The organism is Ammoniphilus resinae, assembly GCF_017873965.1.
In the GTDB taxonomy this organism is placed as follows: domain Bacteria; phylum Bacillota; class Bacilli; order Aneurinibacillales; family RAOX-1; genus Ammoniphilus_A; species Ammoniphilus_A resinae.
On sequence record NZ_JAGGKT010000013.1, the window covers coordinates 56,731 to 82,463 of the forward strand.

At 42.2% G+C, this 25,733-nt stretch carries 27 protein-coding genes; 12 read left to right on the plus strand and 15 right to left on the minus strand.

All coding sequences use genetic code 11. The features are described 5' to 3' along the window. Positions 1-10 precede the first annotated feature (10 nt). The gene (gene pepF, locus J2Z37_RS18490) at positions 11-1,822 is read right to left on the minus strand and encodes an oligoendopeptidase F (RefSeq protein WP_209811780.1); all 1,812 of its coding nucleotides are present in this window, start codon (positions 1,820-1,822) and stop codon (positions 11-13) included. Between the two features lie 181 nt (positions 1,823-2,003). Here pepF and J2Z37_RS18495 point away from each other — a divergent pair, with 181 nt between their 5' ends. The 3 genes from J2Z37_RS18495 to J2Z37_RS25615 all read left to right on the plus strand — a co-directional run bounded on the left by J2Z37_RS18495 (position 2,004) and on the right by J2Z37_RS25615 (position 4,547). After that, the gene (locus tag J2Z37_RS18495; RefSeq protein ID WP_209811781.1) at positions 2,004-3,065 is read left to right on the plus strand and encodes a type III polyketide synthase; all 1,062 of its coding nucleotides are present in this window, start codon (positions 2,004-2,006) and stop codon (positions 3,063-3,065) included. Further along, positions 3,065-3,589, plus strand: a complete 525-nt coding sequence (locus J2Z37_RS18500) for an isoprenylcysteine carboxyl methyltransferase family protein (RefSeq protein ID WP_209811782.1) — start codon at positions 3,065-3,067, stop codon at positions 3,587-3,589. Before J2Z37_RS18495 ends, J2Z37_RS18500 begins: the two co-directional genes overlap by 1 nt. A gap of 127 nt (positions 3,590-3,716) precedes the next feature. Then, positions 3,717-4,547, plus strand: a complete 831-nt coding sequence (locus J2Z37_RS25615; RefSeq protein WP_209811783.1) for a DUF1385 domain-containing protein — start codon at positions 3,717-3,719, stop codon at positions 4,545-4,547. A 32-nt stretch (positions 4,548-4,579) separates the two neighbouring features. Here the strand turns inward: J2Z37_RS25615 and J2Z37_RS18510 are convergent, their stop codons facing one another. Then, positions 4,580-4,885, minus strand: a complete 306-nt coding sequence (locus J2Z37_RS18510) for a hypothetical protein (RefSeq protein WP_209811784.1) — start codon at positions 4,883-4,885, stop codon at positions 4,580-4,582. 220 nt (positions 4,886-5,105) lie between these two features. Here J2Z37_RS18510 and J2Z37_RS18515 point away from each other — a divergent pair, with 220 nt between their 5' ends. Further along, positions 5,106-7,136, plus strand: coding sequence for a peptidoglycan D,D-transpeptidase FtsI family protein (locus J2Z37_RS18515; protein ID WP_209811785.1), 2,031 nt, complete (start codon positions 5,106-5,108; stop codon positions 7,134-7,136). A gap of 25 nt (positions 7,137-7,161) precedes the next feature. Next, positions 7,162-7,392: a hypothetical protein gene (locus J2Z37_RS18520; protein ID WP_209811786.1), complete on the plus strand. Its 231-nt coding sequence runs from the start codon at positions 7,162-7,164 to the stop codon at positions 7,390-7,392. A gap of 20 nt (positions 7,393-7,412) precedes the next feature. On the opposite strand, the gene nth is transcribed toward J2Z37_RS18520, so the two are convergent. After that, the gene (nth, locus tag J2Z37_RS18525) at positions 7,413-8,060 is read right to left on the minus strand and encodes an endonuclease III (RefSeq protein WP_209811787.1); all 648 of its coding nucleotides are present in this window, start codon (positions 8,058-8,060) and stop codon (positions 7,413-7,415) included. 93 nt (positions 8,061-8,153) lie between these two features. Between nth and J2Z37_RS18530 the strand changes: the two genes are divergently transcribed. Continuing rightward, a complete protein-coding gene (locus tag J2Z37_RS18530) occupies positions 8,154-8,981 on the plus strand; it encodes a hypothetical protein (protein WP_209811788.1) in 828 nt (275 codons plus the stop codon). Positions 8,982-8,985: 4 nt separating this feature from the next. On the opposite strand, the gene J2Z37_RS18535 is transcribed toward J2Z37_RS18530, so the two are convergent. Then, complete coding sequence (locus J2Z37_RS18535) at positions 8,986-9,711, minus strand: YetF domain-containing protein (RefSeq protein WP_209811789.1); 726 nt, start codon at positions 9,709-9,711, stop codon at positions 8,986-8,988. A gap of 176 nt (positions 9,712-9,887) precedes the next feature. On the opposite strand from J2Z37_RS18535, the gene J2Z37_RS18540 reads away from it, so the two are divergent. Continuing rightward, on the plus strand, positions 9,888-10,106 hold the full coding sequence (locus tag J2Z37_RS18540) for a hypothetical protein (protein WP_209811790.1): 219 nt from the start codon (positions 9,888-9,890) through the stop codon (positions 10,104-10,106). Between the two features lie 86 nt (positions 10,107-10,192). Here J2Z37_RS18540 and J2Z37_RS18545 read toward each other — a convergent pair whose 3' ends face one another. Further along, positions 10,193-10,363: a hypothetical protein gene (locus tag J2Z37_RS18545; protein ID WP_209811862.1), complete on the minus strand. Its 171-nt coding sequence runs from the start codon at positions 10,361-10,363 to the stop codon at positions 10,193-10,195. 179 nt (positions 10,364-10,542) lie between these two features. Between J2Z37_RS18545 and J2Z37_RS18550 the strand changes: the two genes are divergently transcribed. Beyond that, positions 10,543-10,932 carry a hypothetical protein gene (locus J2Z37_RS18550; RefSeq protein ID WP_209811791.1) on the plus strand — a complete coding sequence of 130 codons (390 nt, stop codon included), beginning with the start codon at positions 10,543-10,545 and terminating at the stop codon, positions 10,930-10,932. A 27-nt stretch (positions 10,933-10,959) separates the two neighbouring features. On the opposite strand, the gene J2Z37_RS18555 is transcribed toward J2Z37_RS18550, so the two are convergent. After that, complete coding sequence (locus J2Z37_RS18555; protein ID WP_209811792.1) at positions 10,960-12,087, minus strand: hypothetical protein; 1,128 nt, start codon at positions 12,085-12,087, stop codon at positions 10,960-10,962. A 65-nt stretch (positions 12,088-12,152) separates the two neighbouring features. Beyond that, positions 12,153-12,761, minus strand: coding sequence for a TVP38/TMEM64 family protein (locus J2Z37_RS18560; protein ID WP_209811793.1), 609 nt, complete (start codon positions 12,759-12,761; stop codon positions 12,153-12,155). Between the two features lie 123 nt (positions 12,762-12,884). Here J2Z37_RS18560 and J2Z37_RS18565 point away from each other — a divergent pair, with 123 nt between their 5' ends. After that, a complete protein-coding gene (locus tag J2Z37_RS18565) occupies positions 12,885-13,646 on the plus strand; it encodes a YheC/YheD family protein (RefSeq protein ID WP_209811794.1) in 762 nt (253 codons plus the stop codon). A gap of 88 nt (positions 13,647-13,734) precedes the next feature. Further along, the gene (locus J2Z37_RS18570; RefSeq protein ID WP_209811795.1) at positions 13,735-14,820 is read left to right on the plus strand and encodes a S8 family peptidase; all 1,086 of its coding nucleotides are present in this window, start codon (positions 13,735-13,737) and stop codon (positions 14,818-14,820) included. 8 nt (positions 14,821-14,828) lie between these two features. On the opposite strand, the gene J2Z37_RS18575 is transcribed toward J2Z37_RS18570, so the two are convergent. The 4 genes from J2Z37_RS18575 to J2Z37_RS18590 are packed head-to-tail and all read right to left on the minus strand — an operon-like array spanning position 14,829 to position 18,919. Beyond that, positions 14,829-14,990: a hypothetical protein gene (locus J2Z37_RS18575; protein WP_209811796.1), complete on the minus strand. Its 162-nt coding sequence runs from the start codon at positions 14,988-14,990 to the stop codon at positions 14,829-14,831. A 5-nt stretch (positions 14,991-14,995) separates the two neighbouring features. Continuing rightward, complete coding sequence (locus J2Z37_RS18580; RefSeq protein ID WP_209811797.1) at positions 14,996-16,231, minus strand: Ger(x)C family spore germination protein; 1,236 nt, start codon at positions 16,229-16,231, stop codon at positions 14,996-14,998. Continuing rightward, the gene (locus J2Z37_RS18585; RefSeq protein ID WP_209811798.1) at positions 16,224-17,333 is read right to left on the minus strand and encodes a GerAB/ArcD/ProY family transporter; all 1,110 of its coding nucleotides are present in this window, start codon (positions 17,331-17,333) and stop codon (positions 16,224-16,226) included. Before J2Z37_RS18585 ends, J2Z37_RS18580 begins: the two co-directional genes overlap by 8 nt. After that, positions 17,330-18,919 carry a spore germination protein gene (locus J2Z37_RS18590; protein WP_342453854.1) on the minus strand — a complete coding sequence of 530 codons (1,590 nt, stop codon included), beginning with the start codon at positions 18,917-18,919 and terminating at the stop codon, positions 17,330-17,332. The genes J2Z37_RS18585 and J2Z37_RS18590 overlap by 4 nt, the downstream gene beginning before the upstream one ends. A 143-nt stretch (positions 18,920-19,062) precedes the next feature. On the opposite strand from J2Z37_RS18590, the gene J2Z37_RS18595 reads away from it, so the two are divergent. Next, positions 19,063-19,845, plus strand: coding sequence for an SDR family NAD(P)-dependent oxidoreductase (locus tag J2Z37_RS18595; protein WP_209811799.1), 783 nt, complete (start codon positions 19,063-19,065; stop codon positions 19,843-19,845). Between the two features lie 12 nt (positions 19,846-19,857). On the opposite strand, the gene J2Z37_RS18600 is transcribed toward J2Z37_RS18595, so the two are convergent. Further along, positions 19,858-21,264 carry an MDR family MFS transporter gene (locus J2Z37_RS18600; protein ID WP_209811800.1) on the minus strand — a complete coding sequence of 469 codons (1,407 nt, stop codon included), beginning with the start codon at positions 21,262-21,264 and terminating at the stop codon, positions 19,858-19,860. A gap of 170 nt (positions 21,265-21,434) precedes the next feature. Between J2Z37_RS18600 and J2Z37_RS18605 the strand changes: the two genes are divergently transcribed. Next, positions 21,435-21,656 carry a hypothetical protein gene (locus J2Z37_RS18605; RefSeq protein ID WP_209811801.1) on the plus strand — a complete coding sequence of 74 codons (222 nt, stop codon included), beginning with the start codon at positions 21,435-21,437 and terminating at the stop codon, positions 21,654-21,656. Positions 21,657-21,714: 58 nt separating this feature from the next. Here J2Z37_RS18605 and J2Z37_RS18610 read toward each other — a convergent pair whose 3' ends face one another. Genes J2Z37_RS18610 through J2Z37_RS18620 form a run of 3 tightly spaced genes read right to left on the minus strand, consistent with a single transcriptional unit; the run spans position 21,715 to position 25,726 of the window. Next, positions 21,715-22,545 (minus strand): ABC transporter permease, encoded by an 831-nt coding sequence (locus J2Z37_RS18610; RefSeq protein WP_209811802.1) that lies wholly within the window; start codon positions 22,543-22,545, stop codon positions 21,715-21,717. After that, complete coding sequence (locus J2Z37_RS18615; protein ID WP_209811803.1) at positions 22,545-23,471, minus strand: ABC transporter ATP-binding protein; 927 nt, start codon at positions 23,469-23,471, stop codon at positions 22,545-22,547. The genes J2Z37_RS18610 and J2Z37_RS18615 overlap by 1 nt, the downstream gene beginning before the upstream one ends. After that, positions 23,468-25,726 carry a hypothetical protein gene (locus J2Z37_RS18620; RefSeq protein ID WP_209811804.1) on the minus strand — a complete coding sequence of 753 codons (2,259 nt, stop codon included), beginning with the start codon at positions 25,724-25,726 and terminating at the stop codon, positions 23,468-23,470. Before J2Z37_RS18620 ends, J2Z37_RS18615 begins: the two co-directional genes overlap by 4 nt. Positions 25,727-25,733: the final 7 nt, after the last annotated feature.

The window sequence follows — 25,733 nt, forward strand, 5'->3', positions numbered from 1 at the left end:
AGCTCTCCTCTTATTCGTCCACAAGGGCCTCGAGTTCCCCTAACAAACGTTTGAAAACGTCCAAGGCGCTTTGTACTGGTGCAGATGTTGTCATATCCACTCCCGCCCCTTTTAACAAGTCAAGCGGATAATTCGACCCTCCGCCTTTGAGAAATTGAAGATAGCGCTCGACAGCCGGTTTTCCCTCGTTCAAAATTTGTTGTGAAAGGGCTGTAGCCGCAGAAAATCCAGTGGCATATTTATACACATAAAACCCGTTATAAAAATGAGGAATACGCGCCCATTCCATTTCAATCTGATCCCCAATGACCACATGGTCGCCGTAATAATCCTTGTTCAGATCCTTATACATAGAACACAAGGTTTCTGGTGTCAGGGCACTGCCTACTTCCACCTTTTCATGGATCAGTTTTTCAAATTCGGCGAACATCGTTTGTCTAAATACGGTGCCTCGGAACTGCTCCAGATAATGGTTCAACAAATACATTTTTTCTTTACGGTCGGTTGTATTTTTAAGCATCCAATCCATCAATAGCGATTCGTTTACGGTCGAAGCCACCTCAGCGACAAAAATCGTATACTGTGCATACAGATATGGCTGTTCTTTATCGGAGAAGTAGCTGTGCATTGCGTGCCCCATTTCATGGGCAAGCGTATACATATTGTCCACATTGTCTTGGAAATTTAACAGAATATACGGATGTGTTCCGTACGCTCCCCAGGAATAGGCCCCGCTCGTCTTCCCTTCGTTCTCATACACGTCAATCCAACCCGTGTTTTTGGCTTCCTTTACAATGGAAATATACTCTTCACCAAGCGGTGAGAGACCTTTCAGCATCGTTTCATAAGCCTTATCGTAAGAAATTTTCATATCCAGGTCTTGGACCAACGGAACATAGATGTCGTACATATTTAATTCATCCAGTTTCAGCATTTTCTTACGGAGTTCCATATACCTGTAAAAGGTCGGCAAATTGCTTCGAACCGTTTTAATGAGGTTTTCGTACACTTCAACCGGGATATTGTCATCATCTAATGATGCTTGCAAGGCTGAATCATATTTCCGCACCCGACCATAGAAAACATCTTTTTTGACGCTGGCATTTAGGGTTGCAGCGATTGTATTGTTATATTTCCGGTATGTATCATACATCGCATTGAATGCGTTCTTGCGAACCTCTTGATTGGAGGATTCCATGAATTGAATATATCTGCCATGGGTCAGTTCGACTTCGTCCCCGTCCTCATCCTTGATTTTTGGGAACTTTAGATCGGCATTATTCAACATCCGAAAGATGTTCTGCGGTGCCCCTGCCATCTCTCCAGCTTGGGCTAAAATAGCTTCCTGCTCTGCAGAAAGGACATGCTGTTGCTGCCGGAATAATTCCTGAAAATAAAAACGATATAACTCTAACTCTTTCTTTTCCTGCATGAACCCTTGGACCTTTGCTTCGTCCATAGTGAGAATCTCTGGAACAATAAATGAAGTAGCACTGCTTACCTTAACACTTAACGAAGAAGCCCTATCCGCTAATGCCTGATATTTTGTATTGGCATTATTTTCATCACGGCGCATCCGCGCATATGTAAACAACCTTTCAATCAAAAGGGAGATCTCCCCTTTTAATTGCAGACACTGGAAAAGTTGTTCCGCCTGATCTAACTTCCCTTTGAATTGTTCAATTTGTGGCAACATCTCTTGTACAGCTGAAAAGTCTTTCTCCCATTCCTCTTCACTGCTGAACATATCCTCCAGCTTCCATTTTACTTGTGCTTCCAATTCTTCACGTTTTGGCAATTTACGTTTTTCTGTTGCCTCCATGATTTCTACCTCCTTGAAATGACGTTCATTCCTATACCATATCCTATTTTAGCCCAAAAAGAAAAATAAGGAAATTTCCCCATCCGTTCTATATTATTTCCAACAACTGTTAATTTCCAATTTTTCGGGCATACTACGAGGGGAAAAGATGGCAAATCATTTCACAAAAGGAGGGCTTTATATGCCTTCAATTCTTGGAGCCGGAACGGCACATCTGCCTTATACGTTCCATCAAGCCGATGTAAAACCGTTTGTTAAAGATATGTTCTCCGATATTTTTTCCGATATTGATCGCTTGATCGGGTTGTTTGAAAACACAGGAATTGACACGCGTCAATTTTGCGTACCGATGGAATGGTTTAAAAACAATCCTGGATTCAAGGAAAAAAACTCGATCTATATTGAAAACGCAGTTCTTTATGGTAAGGAAGCCTTAATCCATTGCATGGAAAAATGCCAAGTCGACATCGCGGACATCTCACACCTCTTTTTTATTTCCACCACAGGGATGGCTACACCTAGCATTGATGTGCGGATACTAAATGAATTGGGTGCTAGTACACATACGAAACGGACACCGATCTGGGGACTCGGGTGTGCAGGCGGTGCTGTTGGTATTTCCCGTGCCCTAGACTATGTAAAATCTTATCCCACAGAGGTCGTAGCTGTCGTTGCCGTTGAATTATGCGGACTGACCTTCCAACCGAATGATTTAACCAAAAGCAACCTGGTTGCCACTTCATTATTTGCAGATGGAGCCGCAGCTGTTTTAATCGCAGGGGATCAGGCGGAGATCAAGGTGAAGGCGCCAATTCAAGCAATCAAATCAATGAGTACCTATTGGCCTGATTCGTTAGATGTCATGGGCTGGGATTTTTCTTCTTCTGGTTTTCATGTTATCTTCTCCCGGGATATCCCTACAATCGTGAAAACACGTGTGGCAGACGAAGTACATTCTTTTCTGAAAGCTGAACAGATCGAGCAAATTGACCATTACATCATTCATCCTGGCGGTAAAAAAGTGTTAGAAGCTTTTCAGAAGGCGCTTGATATTCCGGAAGAAAAACTTGGCATTACAAGACAAGTTTTAAAAGAAAATGGGAATATGTCATCATGTACCGTACTATATGTATTAAATGAATTCATTAAGCAAAAGCAAATGAACCCGGGTGAAAAAGGTCTGATTTCCGCTCTCGGGCCCGGTTTTAGCGCTGAAATGATTTTGGTGGAGGGAACCCATTGATGAGCGGTTATTTTATTGTCTTTTTTTGTTTCCTGCTGATTCAACGGATAGGTGAACTTCGATTGGCCAAAAAAAATGCGGACTGGATGAGGCAGCGTGGAGGGTATGAAGTCGGCGCCAATCATTATAAATATATTGTTGCGATCCACGTCGGTTTCTTTCTCACGCTTGCTGTGGAAGTCCTTGTGTGGAATGCCGTTGCCCCTTCCTGGTGGCTTCTTCCTCTTATCCTCTTTTTCTTGACCCAACTGCTTCGTTACTGGTGCATTCAATCTCTTGGTCCCTATTGGAACACAAGGATTTATATCCTCCCAGAGGCAACTCTGATTAAAAAAGGGCCCTATCGCTTGGTGAAACATCCAAATTATTGGATCGTGATCACAGAGATTGCCTTGGTTCCGCTTATTTTCGGTGCCTACTATACTGCTTTTGTTTGGTCTCTCATCAATTTTTGCTTCTTGAAGGCCGTACGCATCCCGACGGAAGAAAAAGCACTTCTGCTTTTAAAAAGTGAGGGGCCATAGGAGAAGAGTTTTCGATATCTTCGAGTGAAGAGACCCTTAACACGTCCATTATGCAGAAAAACAAAATTCCTACGCTATTAAACGGACAGAGGATCCACGAATTGAGCATCCCCCATGCTCTACCAACGTGAAAAACAAACTAAACCATGTTACACTGAAAGAAAAGCTTGGGGGAAAAACTCTGATGATTAGGGGAATGTCCTACCCAAAGGGAATTTTTTATATGGATAAGGAATATATCGCCCATTCAGGGGTTGATACAAAGGGGAACATAGTTACACACCTTTTCACCTACGATAAAAAAGGGATGCTATTTTTCGCGAAAAGAATTATAGTAACGGTTCCGTGGTATTTAATAGTAGGTATCCTAGGCCTAATCATCTGGATTATTCGCCAGCCTGATTATCCCTTTTATCTATTGCCTCTCGCTACCTTTGGCTATCATTTCTTTTTTCCCTACCCGTTGCGGCAGTTTCATGGGGCAGAACATAAGATGTTCAGCCATCAGGGGGAGAAATCACTCGAAACCCTTCATGATATTGCAGAAAGTGATATTGTCAATTATCATTGCTCAACCAATAGTGTGGTTACTTTCTATCTATTATTCTTCCTAGGCCTTGGGCCTTTCGGCGGGAATTTGGCAGCTATCCTCGGTCTTATTGGTGTAGTCGTTATTCCCCGCTGGTTAAAGGGGCTCCAACGGCACGTCATTTTTCCAATTTCAAAAATCATTCAGCGGCAAATTACAACCGTTGAACCAGATCTGAAACACCTCAAGACTGCCCTTTTTTCATATCTTACCCTCACACGCAGACAAGTCGTAAGCGAAAAACTATTGCGTGATGAAATGAAAAAGGCGAAGGAAGAGCAAGAACTTGCCATACAAAAAGAACAGGAACAAAAACAGCTACTCCTTCGCGAGCAGATTATCCAGGAAACGGAATGGGTAGAAATTTAAAGCCCCTCATACGAGGGGCCCAATAACATGCACTAATCTCGGAATTCCTTTAATCTTTTGGTAATTCTTTCAAACCATTCTTTGTCTTTAACGTTCAGGGCAAGGTCAGCCATTTGAAATAGATGTGCTTTCTGCAATTCACGCTGTTCTCGATGTGATAGATGTTTCACCAAATCATAATGGTACATTTCACATTTATAGCCGTTATTAAATTGCAAAAGATACTTATTCGTAAATTCATCAAACATGAGGATTTCGGCTACTTCATCATAGAAATGGTTATTAGGATTGATGACCTTGACCGTGTCACCCTTTTTGAAACGAACCTTCGTTTTCATAATCCTCTCACCCTCTAATTCATTTTCCCTCAGGTCCTAACTTTTTTTTGGTCTTATATACTATGCAAGAAACCCTCGGTCTAATTCGCCCTTTTTTCGAATTATCTTACTTCAGATTCCCTTGTTGGATCGTAGCCAACTTTAATCGTTGTTTAATTGGAAATGAAGAAGGGAATCAGTTAAAATACTAAGGTATAAAAAAAGATAGAAAGGAATCGCAATGGAAACCTTTAATAATGAGGATAAACAAAAAGAACAACAAACAAAAATCTCCCGCAGAGTCCAACTGTTGTTTACTGTCGTTTTTGTCTTTTTTGCTGCCCTCATCCTCCGTTTATCCATTGTCCAGATTGCTAAAGGGGAAGAATATTTAAAGATCGCCAATGAAAAGTCAATTCAAACGATTCCGATTGCTGCCCCGAGAGGGAAGATCTTAGATAAAGGTGGACAGGTGCTAGTTGACAATAAAGTATCCTATACAGCCGTCTTTCGTGAGGAAGATTGGATGACAAAGGATTATATTTTGAAATTGGCCAAAAAAATTTCACCCCTTTTAACCATGACGGAAGAAGATATCATTAAAAAGATGGACACTGGATTTAATGAGAAAGGTGAGGCTGTTATTCGTAAGGATCCTAAGTTTTTGGAAAAAGACTTGAAATTCGATATTACCTTGAAGGAAATGTCGATTCTTTCAGAAAGACGGACAGAACTAAAAGGGATCGACGTCGTTGTAAAACCGATAAGACAATATCATGCTTTTGACAACCAATACCCATCGGTGCAAACGATTGGGTATGTCAGACCCTATGCGGTAGCTGAAACAGCCAGTGCAACAGGAGACTACTATAAAGATAAAAAAGATATTTACGTTCCCAACCAATATGTTGGGATGGATGGTGTGGAATTCAGTTATGAAGATGAACTGATGGGTGAAAACGGGAGCAAGAAATTACTTGTAAACGCCCGTGGGACATTGCTTGAAGAGCTTTCTGTAAGCAAACCAAAGCCGGGCAGTAATCTGTATTTGACCTTTGACCATCGAGTGCAGTTAGAAACACAACAATTTATTGCCAATTACCTGGAGAGTCTGCGGAAAAATCCACGCACTCCTCCAAGTGCCCGTGTAGTGAAAAATGCTTATGCAGTGGCTATTGAAACCGAAACGGGGAAAATTGCCTCGATCGTTAGTTTCCCAGATTATAATCCAAATCTATGGGTGCAGGGCGTGGACCAGGAAAAATATAATGACATCCAATTTTCTATTATCAACGGAACGATTCGACCGGCTCCTTACGATGCCCGTCCGCTCCCTTATAAAGAGGCAGAAGGACATCCACTTTCCATTTCGCCGATCGGTTCAGTTATTAAACCTTTAACTGTTTTAATGGCTTTAAATGAAAAGCTAATCACCCCGAACGATCAATGGCAAGACGCCGTAGTTTATCGCTACGGAAAAGGGTCAGATACAATTACGAATGCCAGTAGACGAGATTTGGGGCTATTGACACCTCAAAAGGCCCTGCAAAAATCCTCGAACACCTATATGGCGAGGATTGGTGAGTTATTATATGAGCAAAATAAAAGTTCCTTAAAAACATTTCAAAAGTACCACCATGCGTTTGGACTGGGGATAAAAACAGGTGTCAACCTGCCTTTTGAAAGCAAGGGGGTGGAGGATTATATCTCAACAAGTCAGTCTGTAAGTACCCTGTTTGCCTTGGTACAAGCCTCTTTCGGTCAGCAGGAAAAGTATTCTGCCATGCAGTTAGCCCAATATGCTGCGACGCTTGCGAATAAAGGAAAAAGATTGCGTCCACACATTGTTGATCGAATTGAAACAAACGGTAAATCAAAGACAGTGCAGCCGGATGTTTTGAGTAAAACGGAGTACCCGGAAGAATATTGGAAGGTTATCTACCAAGGAATGAAAATGGTTACCCAGCCAGGTGGGACTGCAGCAATTCCTTTTCAAGGATTTCCATATACTGTAGCAGCAAAAACAGGGACATCCGAACAAGATATGTTTGTTGAATATGAAGAAGGAAAATGGAAAAAAGATCGTCGAGTCGAAAATGCAACTTTTATTGGCTTTGCTCCTGCTGATCATCCAAAACTGGCAGTGGCCGTGATTGTTCCTGAAGGCGGTCAAGGGACCAATTCAGCCACATACATTGCCCGGGGGATCTTTGATATATACAATAAATACGTTGGCCTAAACGGCCAGCCTGCTGGAGAGGAAACACCATAATTTCAAATGAAAAGAGGATGGATCAATGCAACATCACGTAATTCTAAAAAAAGATAATTGGAATATGATTCTTGTCGATGTAAAGGGAACAAAAATTGAAGTGAGGGAGATCTCTACCGAATGGGGCGAAGAAAAGCACGTCTTCCACTCCAGACCGGAATTAATGAATTGGGTTCATTCGCACTATAGAGCAGTTGACTACGTAGGACAAGAAGAAGAGTACGAACAAATCATTGAGAATTTCAGTAAAGTATAAAAGAAAAAGGATGGAACCGGCTACTTTGCCGATTTCATCCTTTTTTTCCCTTCACGGCATAGATCGCTTAAAGGGCAGATCTCACAGGACGGGTTTTGCGCTTTACAATGGTATCTACCAAAAAAAATCAAGCGATGATGTGTCTCTGTCCATTCTTCGCGAGGGACCTTTTTCATTAAATTGTTTTCAACCTCTAAAACAGTATCTTTCCAGCGGCAAATTCCAAGCCTTTTGCTTACCCGCTCCACATGCGTATCGACGGCAATAGCAGGAACGCCAAAGGCGTTACTCATCACCACATTTGCCGTTTTTCTTCCTACTCCTGCTAATTTTGTCAAGGCATCATGACTTTGTGGCACCTCGCCCCCATACTCTTCAAGAAGAGTTCGACAAAGTTTTTGGATGTTCTTCGCCTTACTTCGGTATAACCCAATTTGCTTAATATCCTGTTCCAATTCTTTAAGCGGGACGGAGAGGTAATCTGATGGGGTTTTGTATTTTTTAAATAATTCCTCCGTTACTTGGTTTACCTTCTTATCAGTACACTGGGCACTAAGCAATACGGCAATGGTTAATTCGAAAGGATTGCTGTGATTCAATTCACAATGCGCATCTGGAAACATGTCTTTTAATGTATCTAAAATTCTATTCATTGTTTGTTTATTCATTACGATTCACCCACTCTATCATAACAAAAAGGAACATAAATGCACATCAATTGTCATAGAAATAAATAAGTATAGATATGGGAGGTAGGGAAAATGTACACTCACAACAAACCTTTAAACCTGTCACCCTATGATCATCCGGATATCTATCCCGGTCCTTCTCCTTCGTCTTCTTTTCTCTACTATAAAGATCAGGCATTTCCCTTATCCGGCGTTCAAACGCTGGATAAACTTCAATTAAACTATAACGGCAAAAAGCAATCGCTTGCTGCTTTTCTTGAGCAATTGGGCGCTGCCCCACTACCTGATCGCTATCCCATGTTAAGCTATGGATCCAATGTATGCCTCGCGCAACTTAAATATAAATTTCATTTAAATCCTCAAATTAGTGATATAACAATCCATATCCGTGGACGAATATGGGATACGGATGTGATTTATGCTAGTTATATGGCAAAATACGGTGCCTTACCTGCCACTCTTGGGCCAATGAAAGGAGCAAGGTGTCAAGTTTGGTTAAGCTTTCTCGATGAAAAGCAGTTTCGACTAATTACGCAAACCGAAAGTGTCTATACCATCGCCAGACATCAAGCGAGGAAGCTGGTTTTAGATAACGGTATAACCCCCTCCGAATTTTATGCTTATTTTTATCCTGACGCATTTACATTTGGCAGAGGGTTCTTTCGTTTTCCCGATATCCCTGCAACCAATACCAGGGCTCAAGCAGTTTGGGAAGCCCATATGCTTCAGCAGATTAGCAATCTGCTGGGGATGGAACGAGAATTTTTTATCAAAGAGGTTCGTAATAAAGCTGGATTCCGAAAACAGGTTCAGGAATTTCTCCGCCTATTTTCCGCCCCTATTTCGCATCCCGACTGGGAATTGGCAAAAAAAATTAAAAAGTGGAAAGAGATTAAATAAAACCCTACTGTCGATAGGGTTCTTTTTGTTTACTTATATATAAGTTTCCATCTGACTCAAGCAGAGCTAAAAAAACATTACTTGCATCATCAATCCCGTTTTCCTTTAGCTGATTATTTAGCCAGTCTTCCGTTAATTGATTTCTCATTAAATTTCCCTCTTGAACATGCCCGTCCTCAATAAGGACTGTTGGCATTTTTACTTCTGACGGAGCTATATTTTTATTCAAATCATCAAGTGTGATAGGATTTGCCTTCGCTTTTGTCAACATACTAATTTCCCCGTTTGGTTCGAGGATTGCTACTTCCACATCGGAAAGTTTGGAAATATTATTAAGTCTCGCAGCCATTAGCAACATGTCTAATGTAACTTTTGATTTTTTCATCATATTTTTCAGGATTTTCCCTTTAGATATAAGGATGATCGGCTCCTCATCAAAAAAACGGCGAAGTTTTAGTGATCTTAAAGCTAGAGTAGTAATTAGGTAATGGATTCCCGTTAATGTTAAGGCTACCGCAAATGGTCCGGTGAGATTAGTTTCCCCAGTAACTAACGGTTCCCCAATCACATCACCAATCACGATTGCAAACAAAAAGTCCTGGGCCTGTAGATTGCTTAGCGTTCGCTGGCCAAGGAATTTGATAATGCCAAACAGGAAGGCATATGCCACAACCGCTCGAACAATAAAGCCCCATACAGTCAGGTTCACGTCCCCTTGCCAGAAATCCATCATGTTCGCCCCCCTATTTTATTGTCCCTTTAATATGTACCGTTCAGTGGAATATCATCCCTTGAAGAGACAAAAGCAACATTATTCAATAATTTGTTAAAATGTTTTCGTACAAGATCCCATTTAAGTAGTATAATAATCTTGAAATACTATAAAATTCCTGTGGGGGTGCTCCGGTGTACGCCAGAGAAGTATTACAAACAGCATTAACTGATCAGGGAATCTCTACAGAAATAGTGGGAGATGCGATTTATCGTTTTACCCAGTATGAATGTGAGTGGATGGTTCCTCAGCATATCATTAATCAAATGCTGGATCGGAATGATGTTGATCAAACCACGAATTTTATTGCCTCAAAATTATTTTATCTTGTTCGTCGAATTGATGAAGAATGATTGAGGTCCTTTGAAAAGGTTTACACTTCCCTACAAAAGAAAAAGAAAAGGCTGACCCAAGTTGGACAGCCTTTTCATTATTATGATTATGCATCAATGCTTTGTACAGCGTGCTCCCAAGACGGAAAATAAAACAAGGCGTTTCTCATTAAACGAGGATCCTTTTCCTTCACTTTCTTTTTGCTTAAGGACTCACCCTTCACCTTCAACTGCTGCAACCGACTCCGGACTTCGTCTAACCTCATATCTGCTTCCACATACAACACTCCTTTTTTAGTATTGTTGTTGGAATATTCCTGAAGTTTGTCTACTATAATTATAAGACAATTGGACAGTGGATGCAAATCGGAAAGAAAGTTTATTTTTTTGTTGCGTTAGCTCCTTTATTATAGGTACAATGACTCTATATGAGTTTTAGAAATAGGAGGATTTTGGAATGCCTTGGTGGACATCAACGATTATAATTTTGGTAGTGTTAGGGGTTGCGTATTATTTTCTTTACCGTAAAATGAAACAAAGAACAAATGATTTCAATAAAATGTATTCCGCGCATAAGGAAGTTCGGGAAATCTTTGTTTTAAATAAAAAGATTGTCAAACAGCCGATCCGTCCCGGATTAAAATTCCCCAAAGTTAAAACATACCAGGTCACAGCAAGAGTCACCCTCTCCCAAGCAAAAAAGGGAGCTAGCTTCAGCACAACCCAGACCTTCTCATTCATGACCGAGAAGAAAGAGTATGAAAAAATTCAAGTCAATCGTAAATACCGTGTAGAAATCGCCGGTAATTATATAGGTAAAGTATTGGGCGGGAAAAAGGTAGGATAAATAAAAAAGGTGCTTTCGCACCTTTTTTTATTTATCCAACAAATCCAATGTGGAATGAATATCCAGTTTCCATCTTTCCAACAGGCTTGTCCTAGAAAAGATAAAAGGTAAGGTGATTTTTTCTTCCTGCTCCCCTTTTCGCTTGATCAAAATATCTGCTTGTTGTTCCACATATAAAGGAGATAGCCTTTGTTGGTTTGTCCAAACCCGGTACAGCCGAAATCCGTCTAAATCCTGTAGTTGATTGATAAATCGATCAATACTTTTTGCATCCGCTTGGTTCAACATTAATTGAATCATACTGTAATCTTGCTCTTGAGCTGCTGCAAGAAAAATTTGGATCAATTCATCAGGGGTTCCCTGTACAATTTTTTGCAATATATGACCTGATGCCTTATCTACCATTAAATCATGTCCGGGGTCTGGGTAGCTCCTTCGATGTGTCGTACTGTTTTTGAAATGAATACAAAAATGGCCTGGGAAGTTATTCCAGGTAATCGCACCGCCACCATGTGGCATGCCATGCATGGATGCTGCCAAAATCTTTCCGTTTACTTTAATCAAGATTGCTCTTCGTTTCCAACTCCACTTTCCATTATAAATCCTTTTCATGATCACTGTATCTTCTGCTGAAGCAGGTTGTACATCTGCATGCTGACTACCTGCTCTTCGCTGAACCCGGAAAGAAAGCCCTGTCTCCAGATCAATCACTTGTGCAAAATCCATGCGTGGAAATAGTTGATTGGCCTCCTCCCAGCTTACATCACGTCCAAAATGGTGTTTACGTAAGAGAAGGATACTTGATTCCAGTTCATCCTTTAACGGTTGTGATAACAAAACCTTTTTACCGGTTTCAAAGTGATATAAATTTAAAGAATAACCAATTGTATATCTTTCCGTTTTTCCCTTTTGCGTGATTTCTATATAGGCATAGGGAAGTTCTGGGAGTAAATCGCCCTGCCCTTTGCTTTGTTTCATTCCTTTTACTAACCTTTTAACAAATGATTGATCCTGTAACACCAAATGACTGACAAATCCCGAGTAAGGAGAAGATTTAACCATTATTGTTACAGTTGCATTTTCCTTTGCTTCGATATCCGTACAAAGCAGAGGGAGTAAACATAGAAGCAATGCAATCCTTTTATAGATCGTCATAAGAAATCACCCCAGGGAAATCAATTGAAAATCAACATCGTTTATCTTCCCCATCCCTCTGTTTTTCATGAAACCTTTATTTTTTTCTTCACAATTTTCATGCCAACCCATAGTACCAACAGAAATACAACAAGTACGACTACAAAACGAATCATGTTTTCCTCACTTAGATGAAAAAAATCATGCCCTAGCCATGATTGAATCCAGATTGCAGGCAATTTTCCTATTAATGTTGCAGAGATGTAAGCCTTTGTGCCAACGAGAGAAAGGCCAGCAAGAAGATTTAAGACCATGGGCGGGATGATGGGGAATAAACGGAGTAAAAATATGGTCTGAAAGCCTTTCCTGGCTAAGTACGCCTGAAGAGCTCTTGAGCCCTTATATCTTCCCAACCTTTTCTTTGCCCAATCAGCCCCAATTGTACGAACTGCCCAAAACATGAAAACAGCCCCGGTGACAGCGCTAAGCCAATTTAATAGAAATCCCCACCAAAGCCCAAACACGAAGACATTCGCAGCAGCCACAACGATAAACGGATAGATTGGGAAAAATGTTTGAAAAATAATTAAGCCAGCCCCAATTAACGCTGCCCACATCCCTAATGATTGCAAATAGGCGGAAACCTCTTCAACAGAAAAGGAAGAAAATAAATCCAGAAAAACCTCTCCTTTCATTCCCTTTCACTATTTTTACCGTTTTCTTTTTCCTGATACTCTGCTAACTTGGGCAAGTGACTATGCCCTATTTCCAATTGCCACATATGATAGTATATAAACTGACCTAAGGAGAGGATTTCTGTGTACCAGCAGCGTAAGTACCAATATGTAGCCAGCAAATGGACAAAAACCCATCTATTAATGCAAGATGATCAAGTCAAAGCCAGAATTCCGGATACCCGGCCTCTTACCTATGAAAATCTGACGGATATGTTATCTCTTTACTCTGTTCTGTATCTTAAACCCGATAATGGGATGAAAGGGCAAGGGATTATACGACTCACCCATGTTGAGGATTCCTATTTATTTCATACACGTGAGGCCCAGTGGGAATTTCTCACTTTCGAAGACATGCTTCCTATTCTAAAACAATTGACAAAAAACTATAAATTTGTTATTCAACAAGGGGTTTCTTTGCTAACTTACCAGGAGCATCCGATCGACTTTCGCGTGCTTCTGCAAAAGCCTAAAGACAAATGGGTATATTCAGGGATTGTTGGTAAAATGGGCGAAAAAAACAGTATCGTGACGAATATGGCTTTGGGTGGTAAGGGTGTTTCTTTTAAAACAGCTCTTACTCAAACGCTGCAGATGGAAGAGGAGGAGATCAAAAGTCTGCGTGATGCCATCCGCGACTTATGTTTTCGCATCGCTGACCAGCTAACCAGTAAATATCACGGTTTACGGGAATTGGGGATCGACTTGGTCATTGATCCAAATCGAGAGGTGTGGATCTTGGAAGTTAATACGACACCAGGCCACCAACTTTTTCGAAGTTTACCAAATGAAAAAATATATCAAAGGATCGTACGAAATGTTCGTTTAATTAATGAACAATATTAGTTTGATAAAACGAATCCTACAGGATCATTAATTAACCCATTCCACCGTCCGCTCATAGGATATACCAAAAAGCCGGAGGGCGGAAATAATGAAACAAGTGGACCCAATTATCCTTTGCTTCCATGAAGAACAAGAATATCTTCATTTTTGTACTAATTTGCCTAAAAAAATAAGAAAACGAATGAGACATTACCCAAGATGGCACTGTTGTGCCATGGAGAAGGACGATTATAATCACCTTAAAGAGAGAATGAATCAGGCAGAAAATCAGGAACATGAACGAAAGGTATCGATTGAAAGTAATGTCCAGTATCATTTGCATGAAACAGTGAGCGCCAACCAACAGATTACCCCTTGGGGTGTCTCCGCGGTCAAAGCCCCAGAAGTATGGAAAATATCAACAGGCAGCGGTGTACGCGTAGGTATTCTGGACACAGGGATTGACGGCAAGCATCCTGACCTGCGAGAGAATATCAAAGGTGGAGTAAACACCGTTGATCGCACAAGTCCGTTTATCGATCAGAATGGGCATGGTACCCATGTGGCTGGCACTGTTGCTGCGCTTAACAACGACTACGGGGTTGTTGGGGTAGCTCCGAATGTAGAACTCTATGCCTTAAAGGCCTTTTCCAAGGATGGAAGTGCAAGTTTAACAGATATCGCGGAAGCCATCCATTGGGCGATTGATCATAAAATCCAAATAATCAATATGAGTTTCGGCTCAAGGGAAACCAGCACCGTTTTGCATAGAGCGATCAAAGAAGCCCTAAAACATGGAATCTTGATGATTGCCTCTTCAGGAAATGCGGCGGAAACACTTGATTATCCCGCAGGACATAAAGAGGTTCTTGCCGTTGGAGCAATTGATCGAAAAGGGAAGGTGGCGGAATTCAGCAATTTTGGCCGGACATTGAATTATGTACAGCCAGGGGTAGATATTCTCTCCACATGGCCCACCCCCCCAAAATACAACGTCCTCTCTGGAACCTCCATGGCCACCCCACATCTTGTCGGACTTTGTGCCCTTCTCCTATCAAGGGCACCTCATTTAACTCCTGTTCAGGTAAAACACCATCTTGACCGCTCTACGGTTAAACTAAATAAAATATCATCTAGAAGACAAGGACGGGGCGTTGTCGTTGCCAGCAAATTGTTGGCACAGTTAAATGACTGAGGGGGGCCTTATGAGCCTTCCCCCTCCTTATCTTTCTTCTTCCATGGCGGGTCGCCGTATTCATGCAGTTTTTGATTCAGGTAGTAGACAGCGACCGGAATTACAAAGGATAAAATAGCACAGATTAATATAGCACCTGGAGGTGCATAGCCGTAGATTCTTTCCCACACTTCACCTAATCCTCCTGTAAAGGCTCTGTTTGATTCACCGTACCTGGGTTACGAACAATAACCCTCGCTTTAACATGAAGCGTAGCCTTGGAGAAGTAATTTTCCCCATGATCCCAATCCTTGCCGACTGACTTCCATAGTTCAGGATAATTCTGTGCCAGATAAGTGCTAAGACCAATAACATCAAGCTTCATCTCTTTTTGTAATTTACGAATCGTTTTTTCGGCCATGCGTTTCATTTCATCTGCCACCCTATTTTGGACAAGCACCCATTTTGCAGGGTCATTCAGGTAATCGATGGTTTCCATCGACTCCGTGATAATTCCTTCAGACTCTATCGTGAATATAAACTTCATGTTTTCCTTATCAGATATATCTGCTTTAATTTTTCGCTTGATATCACCTTTAGTCTCATAGCTGACAAGATTATCCCCTACGTTGATATTGATCGCCCCACCCTTTAGGGTTCCTTTTAAAATGGCTAACCCCATTACCTCTTCCCCTCCAAGCCATTCCACCATCTTATTTTCCTCGCCCTCAAAAACAGCGACACCGCCAATTTTCACTTCCTTACCTGCTGATTTAATGCGTGGAATAATAAAGCTTTCCCGGGTTAGTAGTTTTTCATTTAAATCCCCGATTCGCAAAGGGTCGGGGAGTGTGGCTGATGAGCTACGTTCATTTTCCGTCACAGAATCAATATACATTGCAGGGAGCTTTTCGTTCACCGGCTTTACGCCTAATACCTCTCGAGCCTCTCCCTTCGAGATCATGACTTTAACTCCCCTGCGCATTTCCGAATCCCGCAGAAAGAAATCCATGATATCAGGCAGATGTCCTGATCTGGCAACCTCCTCTGAGATAATTAAAATCTTCATATGAGGAAAGAATGGGGAACGACTGACGCGATTTGCCAGTTGTCGGTCCGTTTGAAACATCGTATCCCCTACTGATGATATATTATAATAAGCATCGCCACCGCTTCCTGCGCCACCTCCGGTTTTTGCACCTTGCGACATTGAGCCAGGAACGACCAATTGCAAAGTAAGCAGATATCGATGTTTTCCATGAGGCTTGTTAGCTGCATCTTCTTCCATCTCGTTTCCCTCGTCACCTTCTTTAGGAAAATCGACCGCCGCCCCCACGACAAACCCCCGTTCTTCAATTTCTACACGATCCCAACACCCGCCAAGGAAAACGACCAAAATCAACAAACTGTATTTCCATAGCGTTTTAGGCATTTCCTTTGATCCCCCTTAGCTTCGCAATCCCAAACAATATGGTAGGCATTAGAATAGCAAAGATAAACCCGCTAAACCCAAGCCAATTCCCAACTTCATAAACTCTTATAAGATTTGGGGGCATCATGCCAAACAGATAGATGATTGGTGCTAAGAAAAAAATTAACCATACGCGTTTGATCTTAGGAAAAACGGATCGAAAAGCGAGCACTGAAGCATCAAATGCCAATGCAGAAGTGTTAAAGATCGTCATGATCCAAATCGTAAAGAAAAGGGATTCAAAGCGTTCAAAAAATTCACCTGGCACCTCCACCTCTTTTGCAATCTCAATCGTTGGGTCTGTTAATTGAATCATCGCTGTATGACCAAAAACACCAACAACTATAATAAACACAAACAAATATAATAAAAGTGGGATCGACATCCCAATCATGACGGCTTTTGGAGTTTTCTCAGGTTGATTTGTCATGGCGATGTATACCAAAAGGATCTCAAAGCCGAGGAAAGCAAAAAGAGTTTCCCTAGCCCCTTGGAAATAACCTGTCCACTTTGTTGAAAACACGGGTTTTAAATTCCCTGGTTCAAAGTAACCAATATTCATGATCAACAGAAGGATTGCGATCAGCAGAACAATCGGAAGGAACAACAAATTTAATCGAAAAAGTCCTACACTAGAACAAGCAACCCCATAGGTTACAACTAGTAGAAAAAGAAGCGCAATTACTTCTACAGGTGTCCTGTCAAACAAATAAACCTTGGAAATATTGGCAACCGTACGCATTTCATAAGCAGTGAACTGCATTAAGTGGAAGGCAAGCAATATGGTAAGAAAAATTGCCACTGGTTTACTAACCAGAGTAGTTGTGTATTGTAAAAAGGTCTGCCGGGGAAAGCGGGAAGCAAGCTTTGCTACTAACCAGGCAAAAAATAATGCCAACACTCCCCCGAGAAGAATGGATACCCAGCCATCACTTCCTTTTGTAACAGAACCAACGGTACGCGGAAGGCCAAAAATTCCAACCCCAATGACCATGGAGGAAACGGCATAGAGAATTTCTCTTGAACCAATCTCTTCATCTCCATATTCAAACGATTTCATCATGATTTTCCTCCCTTGCGCATCCTCTTTTCATCATCTACCTGCATCATGATCGGGCGTTTACCAATCATCATAATCGGCGCCCTTAAAATCAAATCCTTCCAATCAGCATAAAAGCTTGGGGCAAACGGGGTCGAATAGGGAATTCCAAAGCTCTTTAAATTGACCAAGTGAATATTAATCATGATGTACCCTAAGATCAACCCAAAGAGACCAAACCCAGCTGCTAAAAACATCATGCCATACACCAAAATGCGAAAGGTGATAGCTAAACTATAAGATGGAACAGAGAAGGAGGAAATTGCTGTAAGTGCAACCACAATAACCATAACGGGACTTACGATCCCTGCGGAAACAGCTGCCTCTCCAATGACCAAACCGCCAACGATGCCAATCGTTTGTCCAATTGGTTTGGGCAGGCGAATCCCTGCTTCACGTAGTAGCTCCAGCACTGTAATCATCACTAAAGCTTCAATCACAGCAGGAAAAGGGACCCCCTCCCTAGCAGCCGCGATAGAAAAGGCCAGTTTAGAAGGAATCATACCTGGATGATAGGATACAAGCGCAATATAAAGCCCCGGAAGAAATACCGCAAGAAAGGCTCCGAAATACCGCAGAAACCGGAGAAAGGTTCCTACCCACCATCTCTCATAATAATCTTCAGGCGATTGTAGAAGATTGCCAAAGGTAATCGGGGCAACTAACGCAAACGGGGTTCCATCTAATAGCAGTCCTACCTTTCCCTGAGTTAAAGCAGCACAAACTTTATCTGGGCGTTCCGTAGGGGACAATGTTGGAAATGGAGACAAAAAACTGTCTTCAAGCCATTGTTCAATAAAACCGGATTCTGGTGCATCGTCCAAATCAATGGTTTTGATGCGGCGTTTCACTTCGCCCACTAGATCTGGATGAACGATCCCGTCAATATAGGTGAGTACTAGGTCCTTTTTCGATCGTCTTCCGACCGAGAAGTTTTCGAAGCGCAAATTGGGGTCACGAATATGCCGACGAATATGTGCAGTATTTGTGCGCAGATTTTCCGTAAAGCCATCGCGTGGACCACGTACCAACGCCTCGGTGCTCGGTTCATTTACACCCCGGGACGCCCATCCCTTACTTCCAATTAATAAAACCTGATCTGTTCCCTGCACAAAGAGAGCCGTATCACCGGAAAGGACGGATTGCATGACCTGATCGAGTGTATTCAATTTTTTCACTTCGATTGCAGACAGTACATGGTTTTCAAATTCTTTCAGCAGCTCTTCACCAGAAGCCGGAATCTCTTTCCCCGAATTGGCCATGCCGAGCTGGATATTTCTAATGATCTTATCGTTTATAGTCGTTTGATCTACTAAACCATCAATGCAAACAATGGCACAACGTTGTTTCGTATTTCCAACGGTGAATTCCCGAGTGACTAAATCAGATGGGGTATTTAATATTTTTTGGATGTTTTCAATGTTTTTTTGCACGTCAAGAAAAATTTCTATTGGAAAACCATGTGCGTCCTTTGTTGTCTCCAACTGATTCTCTTTTTTCGTAAGTTGTTTTCTTCTCAACATCTTAAACAGAGGGACACCTCTTTTCAAAATGACTCATCCTTTCATATTTCCCTTTTTCTTCATCCTTAAACTTGATTTGGATGGAAAAGGACATGTATCGCTTATTTTCTGAATTGGATGTATAATAGGAAGGATGAAAAATAACGAGTTAAAAAGGAGGTAGATTCCTTATGGATTTGGGGTTAAAAGGGAAAGTAGCAGTTGTTACTGGCGGAAGCAAAGGAATCGGCATGCAAACAGCACTACAGCTCGCAAAAGAAGGGGCCGAGGTGGCCATTTGTGCAAGAAGTAAACAAGCATTAAGGGAAGCAGCGGACAAGATCCGAGAAGAGGCAGGAGTTGATGTGCTGATTATTCAAGCCGATGTCTCTTCGAAAGAAGATTGCCAACGTGCGATTGATCAAGCAGCGAAGCATTTTGGAAAATTGGATATCCTTGTGAACAATGCCGGAACCTCATCGGCCCATCCATTTGAAGAGGTAAGCGCAGAACTTTGGCAGCAGGATCTCGATCTCAAATTATTCGGGGCCATCAACTGCTCACGAGCGGCTATTCCTTATATGCGTCAAGCTGGTGGCGGGGCGATTGTCAATGTAACAGCCTCGATTGCGAAAACACCGAGTGCTTCTTCCTTGCCGACAACGGTTAGCCGTGCTGCCGGGATGGCTTTAACGAAGGCGATGAGCAAGGATCTTGGGCCTTCGAATATACGCGTGAACACAGTATGTATTGGGCTAATTCGCAGCGACCAGATCGAACGTAAATGGCAAATGGAAGCTCCTTCACTTACCTGGGAAGAGTATGCAAGGGAACCAAAGCACCAAATCCCGCTCGGGAGGATTGGCGATACGGACGAAGCGGCGAGGGTGATTTCCTTCCTCGTTTCCGACGCAGCCTCTTATGTGACTGGAACTTCTGTTAATATTGATGGAGGGAAAGCTGGGGCGCTATAAGCGCCCCCCTTTTTAAGATGCCTGTTTCTTTTCGTCCTGTGGCTTGTGCTTTGGAATCAGCCCTGTAAACAGGGCACTCACAATAGCTATTCCGGCAAGAATAACAAATACCATATGTAATCCGCCAGCAAGAATATCGGGTGGAACCTGCTCACCAGAAGCTGAATAAGCTCCAATATGTTGATTTAACACCGTTCCTAAAACAGCAATGCCTAATGTCTGTCCCAAGATCCGCAAAAACGTATTGGAGGATGTCGCTGCCCCACGCATATTCCAGCCTACTGCAGACTGTACAACGACGGTAAATACTGTAAATGACAAGCCAAACCCAAGACCTACAAAAAACATAATGACAACCAAAACCCAGTTTGCAGTCGCAGCGGTAACCAAGGCTAAAGCCAAGGAACCAATAGCAACCAAAACTGTCCCTAACAAGGAGATCGAGCGAGCACCTAGACGAACCAGTAATCTTCCACTCAACACCGCACCAATGGGCCAGCCAAGCGACATCGGAGTTAGTGTAAGTCCAGAAGAAGTAGCGCCCATCTCTAACACCCCCTGAATCCAGAGCGGAAGATACGCAGTTAATCCGATCAAAATGGCACTCATAAAAAAGCTGACCAAATTGGAAACCGCCAAATCCCTGTACTTAAATAGACCAAGCGGAACCATTGGTTCTGGATGCCGTAATTGAATGCGGATAAAAAGTGCCAGAAATACGAGAGCAACCCCAAAAAGAAAATACATTGCCTTAGAATTCCAAGGAATTTCATTTCCACCAGAAAGAAGGGCATAGAGTAAAGCGGTCATCCCGATCGTAAAGGTCAGCGCCCCACTGTAATCGATGATTCTCTCCTTCTTTTCACTGCTTTCTTTCAAAGACCGTCCTAACAACAGCATGGATACCAGACCAAATGGAATATTGATAAAGAAAATCCAATGCCAAGTTAAATAATCTACAAAAAAACCACCGACAAGTGGTCCAAATATCCCCGCAATCCCCCAGATCGCACTGAATAACCCCTGTACCTTCGCCCGCTGTTCATAGTCGAAGATATCTCCAATGATGGTAAAGGTGGTTGGCATCAAGGCACCTGCACCGATCCCTTGCAGAGCACGAAACCAAATCAACTGCTCCATGGTCTGTGAAAACCCGCAAAGCGCTGAACCGAGTAAGAATAAAGACACTCCTACCATAAATATCATTTTCCGTCCAAACAAATCAGAAAGTTTTCCGAAAATCGGGGTTGTAACGGCAGAAGTAAGAAGGTAAACTGCAAAAACCCAACTAATTAAGTCCATGCCCCCAAGCTTGTTTACAATGACAGGCATCGCAGTACTTACAATAGTCACCTCAATTGCGGACAAAAACGTTGCAATCAACAGTGCGATTGTTATATTTCGTTGATATGTATTCAATATCTTTTCCTCCTGAAACGACTCATCCAAGCCGTATTCGTAATCATTATCTTAGTATAGAAAAGCGGCCACACTTCGTCAATAAAAGAACCATTTTTGTGAAGGACTGACATTCGCTTATACCAATCGAATGGTTCATGCGTAATGTATTCTAGAAGGAGGATCAAGTGATGGATGACTTTAGTGAGGAATCGTTGAGACCATTAATAGGCTCAAAGATCTGGGTAGAATGGCGCCAGCGAAAGATTATGGGAAATCTTTTAGCTGTTCGTGACAATATTCTAGAAATAAAAACATTCTCAAACAAGCAACAATCCAAAGTCTTAACCATTCCCCTTAACGAATTAGACGCGGTTGCCTTTTATGTCCCAAGCAAAAAAGTAGGCTACTAGCCTAAACAATAATACAAAAATCCCCTCTACTGTAAAGTTGTAGAGGGGATTTTTCTTGCTAACCCAGTCTCTTCTTCCGCAGCGGATTTAAAACCCTTGTAGCCCATCCCAACAAGAAAACACTCAGTCCTAAATAGAGGATGCTGAATAAAATCCAAGGCTCCATAAAATAGGTCAGTGAGGGAGGAACAACCTTTTCCCCGATAATTTCCGCCAAGACAAATCCCGGATTTATACTAAATAAAAAAGGAAATAGGTCAGAATCAACGGCTTTCCACTCCATCATCTCAAAAAATTGCCAAAGGAAGAAAGTGATCAAAGCCGTTCCCACCCCAACAAGAAAGGTCAGCCCGTAGGAAATAATTGTACTTACTCCCGTTCGTCTAAAGCGTGCGGAACAGAATACCCCTAGACTGCCAAAGAAAATAATATTAACAGAGAAAAACCAAAATATTTTAATCAGCTGCACTGGTGAAATTCCGCCATATAAAAACACAAAGCTGTATAACGGTAAGGAAGATAAAACCACAAGGCTAATAAAAAGGAGCGATGTGAGCATCTTGCTGGATACGATGGAAAAAGGGGTCAAGTGGGTCGTCAACAAGACATTCAATGTCTGCCTTTCCCTTTCCCCGCTGATTGTTCCTGCGGTTAATGCTGGGGCGATGAAACCAATCATACCGAGTTGGATCACCGTTAACAGAATGAAAATTTCCCTACTCTCCCCCGGCCGAAAATAGACCTTGTTTGCAGTTTCTACATAAATGACTCCAAACAGAATCGCGCCCATCACAAATAAATAACTTCCGAGTATCCAAGCGGTTTTTCCAGTTCGAAAACGCTCTCTTAATTCTTTAATAATCACAGGATTGGTCAAAAAACCCCTCATTAACTGCCCACCCCCTCTGTAATCGCCAGGAAGACGTCTTCCAAATTCTCCTTCGCCTCAGAGAAACTAACGACCGGAATTCCCTGACTTAAGAGATTAGCTAACAAGGCTGCCTTGTCCACATCGCTTCCGGTAAATTGAAAACGAAAATAACGATTTTTGTTATCCACTCTTTTCACAAAAGGAGAATCGGTTAGGATTTTCTCAGCAGCTTCTGCTTGATCCAGGACCTTCAGCTGCATAATCGAGATGCCTTTTACCCCCACCGTCATATCCCCCACGGAACCGTAGGCGATCAATTTTCCCTTCTCAATCACACCAATATCATTACATAACTCCGCTAGTTCAGGAAGGATATGTGAACTAATGATAATTGTCTTCCCCATTGCGCGAAGTTCTTTGAGAATTTCCCGCATTTCAATTCTTGCCCGTGGGTCCAATCCGGAAGCCGGTTCATCGAGAATCAGCACCTTTGGGTCATGCACCAGACAACGGGCCAAACCCAAACGCTGCTTCATTCCGCGTGAGAGCGAATCGACATAGCTGTCGGCCTTGCCCGATAAATTGACCAACTCTAATAGATCGGCAATTAAAGCTGTTCTCTTTCTCTCTGGGATCTGGTAAGCCCCACAATAAAAATCAAGATATTCAATAGCTTTCAGATTATCATATACACCAAAAAAATCGGGCATATATCCAATTAATTGTCTAACCTCCCGTGGATTCTTCTCCACGTCAAAGCCTCCGACATACGCCTTCCCCGAACTGGGTCGGAGCAGTGTGGAGAGGATCATCATGGTTGTTGATTTTCCTGCTCCATTCGGTCCAATAAAGCCAAACACTTTCCCCTGTTCAATCTTCAGGTTCAAATCCTTGAGGGCTTCAAGCTTTCCATATCTTTTCGTTAATCCTTGTGTTTCAATCAATTCTTTTCCTCCCCTTCCACTTGGAAATATGGGACGGGAAGAACGATGTTTTGTGCTGTCTTATTTCTAAAACGGAGCACAATTTCCCCGCCGGAAGTCATATAAGGTGCCCATTCATCACCTTCAAAAACAAGTGGCACATCTGTTCGAATCGCTTCCCATTGATCTTGCTCCACATTATAGATCTTCTTCTCAAACGGCTTATACGGCGCTTCATTAAGTGGAATCTCCACCCGTTTTACTTCGATTCCGTCCGGGTGAACCTTCAGCGCGAAGTTGATAAACCCTTCCGATAATTCCCAAACATTTTGATCAAATTGGCTCCACGATCCTTGTGCCTCCCCCATTCTCGCTGGTAATGTTCCATAGGGAAAAAGAATCATGCCCCCTGGTTGGGAAGATAGATTGGCTTGTTGACGAACCAAGGTGGAATAGTGGTGAATTTCAGACCGATCGAGAACATCAAACGGATCAAAGCCCTGATCACTACTAACCCCTGTGATCAGAATCGGTTGCGAAGATGCCTTGCCCCACTCCCATGCTGTCGATTGGGCTAAGGATTGAAGCCTGTCAAGACGTGTTTGTTCTTTTATTCTACTTCGATCCGCCGGTTCCGGCAGGGACATATAGATCTTTTGGAAAGGGTGGTCGATCTCCATTTGCTGTCCCTTTTTTAACGCACCAATCGCAAACTCCTGCATCCCCATTCTTATCACGACATCCTGAAGATCAAGCGCGGTATTATTTTGGATCCTTCCTTTTAGCCGGTTATCCTCTACATATAGCTTTGTTTCAAAGCTTCCAACATCATTTCTTACAGATTTCGCATAGGCAAGCTGGGTCGATAGATAAGGTACATTTTCATAAGCGATATTCCCGTTTTCCTTTATTATTACTGGATTAGATAGGTCAGGACGCCCCAACCCGTTACCCGGAATATATAGGCTGTTATCGTTTGGTTGCAAGGCATAGTTTCCACCATTCACCATTAACAAGGAAATTGCACTATCTACCTTAGCAAAATGGTCATTGAAAATATTCACCATGGAAGCCGTATGGGTCGTATCTGTTTTGGCCACCTGATATTTTCCGAAAAAATAGACGCCTGCCGTTAATCCAATGGATAGGAGAGGAATCACAACCCAGGCGACCTCTCGTTTATCCTTTCTTTTTAAATAGTAATAGAGAACTGGGGAGACAATGAAGATGTAAAGCAACCATATTAAAGCAATAAAAGCTAAGTTCGGCGAGGTCACCCCAGGAATCATATAACTAAGTTCAACAACCCCATAATTCATATCAAGCATAGGCCCCGCCTCATAACCGTTTAAGGAAGGGAGAAGCGATTCTTGAAAAATTTTAAGCCATACTTCTTTATTTCCCTGCCAGGTAGCCAGGGGCTCTTGTGAAATATCATAAGCCACAACAAGAACCTTTCCCGCCCCCTGATCTTCAGTATGGAAAAGGGTTGGCAACTCTTTTAAGGCTGGAACGTTGGGAACAGGCGGATCAACCCTGGCCCATTCCGCTAATTCCGTTAACGGACGCTGAGCGAGCTCTGTTGAAGTAACAGGCAACACTTCCCCAAAGGAAGCTTTTGCAGTTCCAAATGATTTTCCGCCAGATACGATTAGGATTCCGCCACTTTGTACCCACTCTTTGATTGCCTCTTTCTGCAACTCTGTTAGATCCTTCGGGATTTCTCCCAAAGCAAGGATATCCAAATTGTTCAGAATCCAGGATTCTTCCGGCATATCTTCCGCTGTTAACGGTTTTACAATGGTGTTCCGCTGCTCCCAAGGCTTTACAAGATTAAGGAAATCATACGCTTCCGGATTTTCGGAAAGGACGCCAATAACCAAATCATTATAATTACTGCTTTGAGCAACAGGAAATTGCGCAACAACCATATCCCTTTTAACCAATCCGACTGCCACTTGTCCATTTAAATTTTCACCCGGAACGTTTAGGTGAACCGATTTTTCTTCCCCGCTTTGCAGGGTGATCTCCTTTTTCATGGTAGGGATTTCACTTGCATTGGGATTCATCTGTTTAATGATCATATAGCCGGAAAAGGCTTCACCATTATTTTTTAAATGGACATTCAAACGAACCATATTATTGCTCTTATAAACCCCGGCGAGTGGAATTTCCACTGTTCCCTCAATATCTGCTTGCCTATTCTCCGCATAGGCCCCTGTTCCTAGCAACAAAACAAATAATAGGGTCAATAGACTAATAAGGTTTCTCTTCACTTTCTTC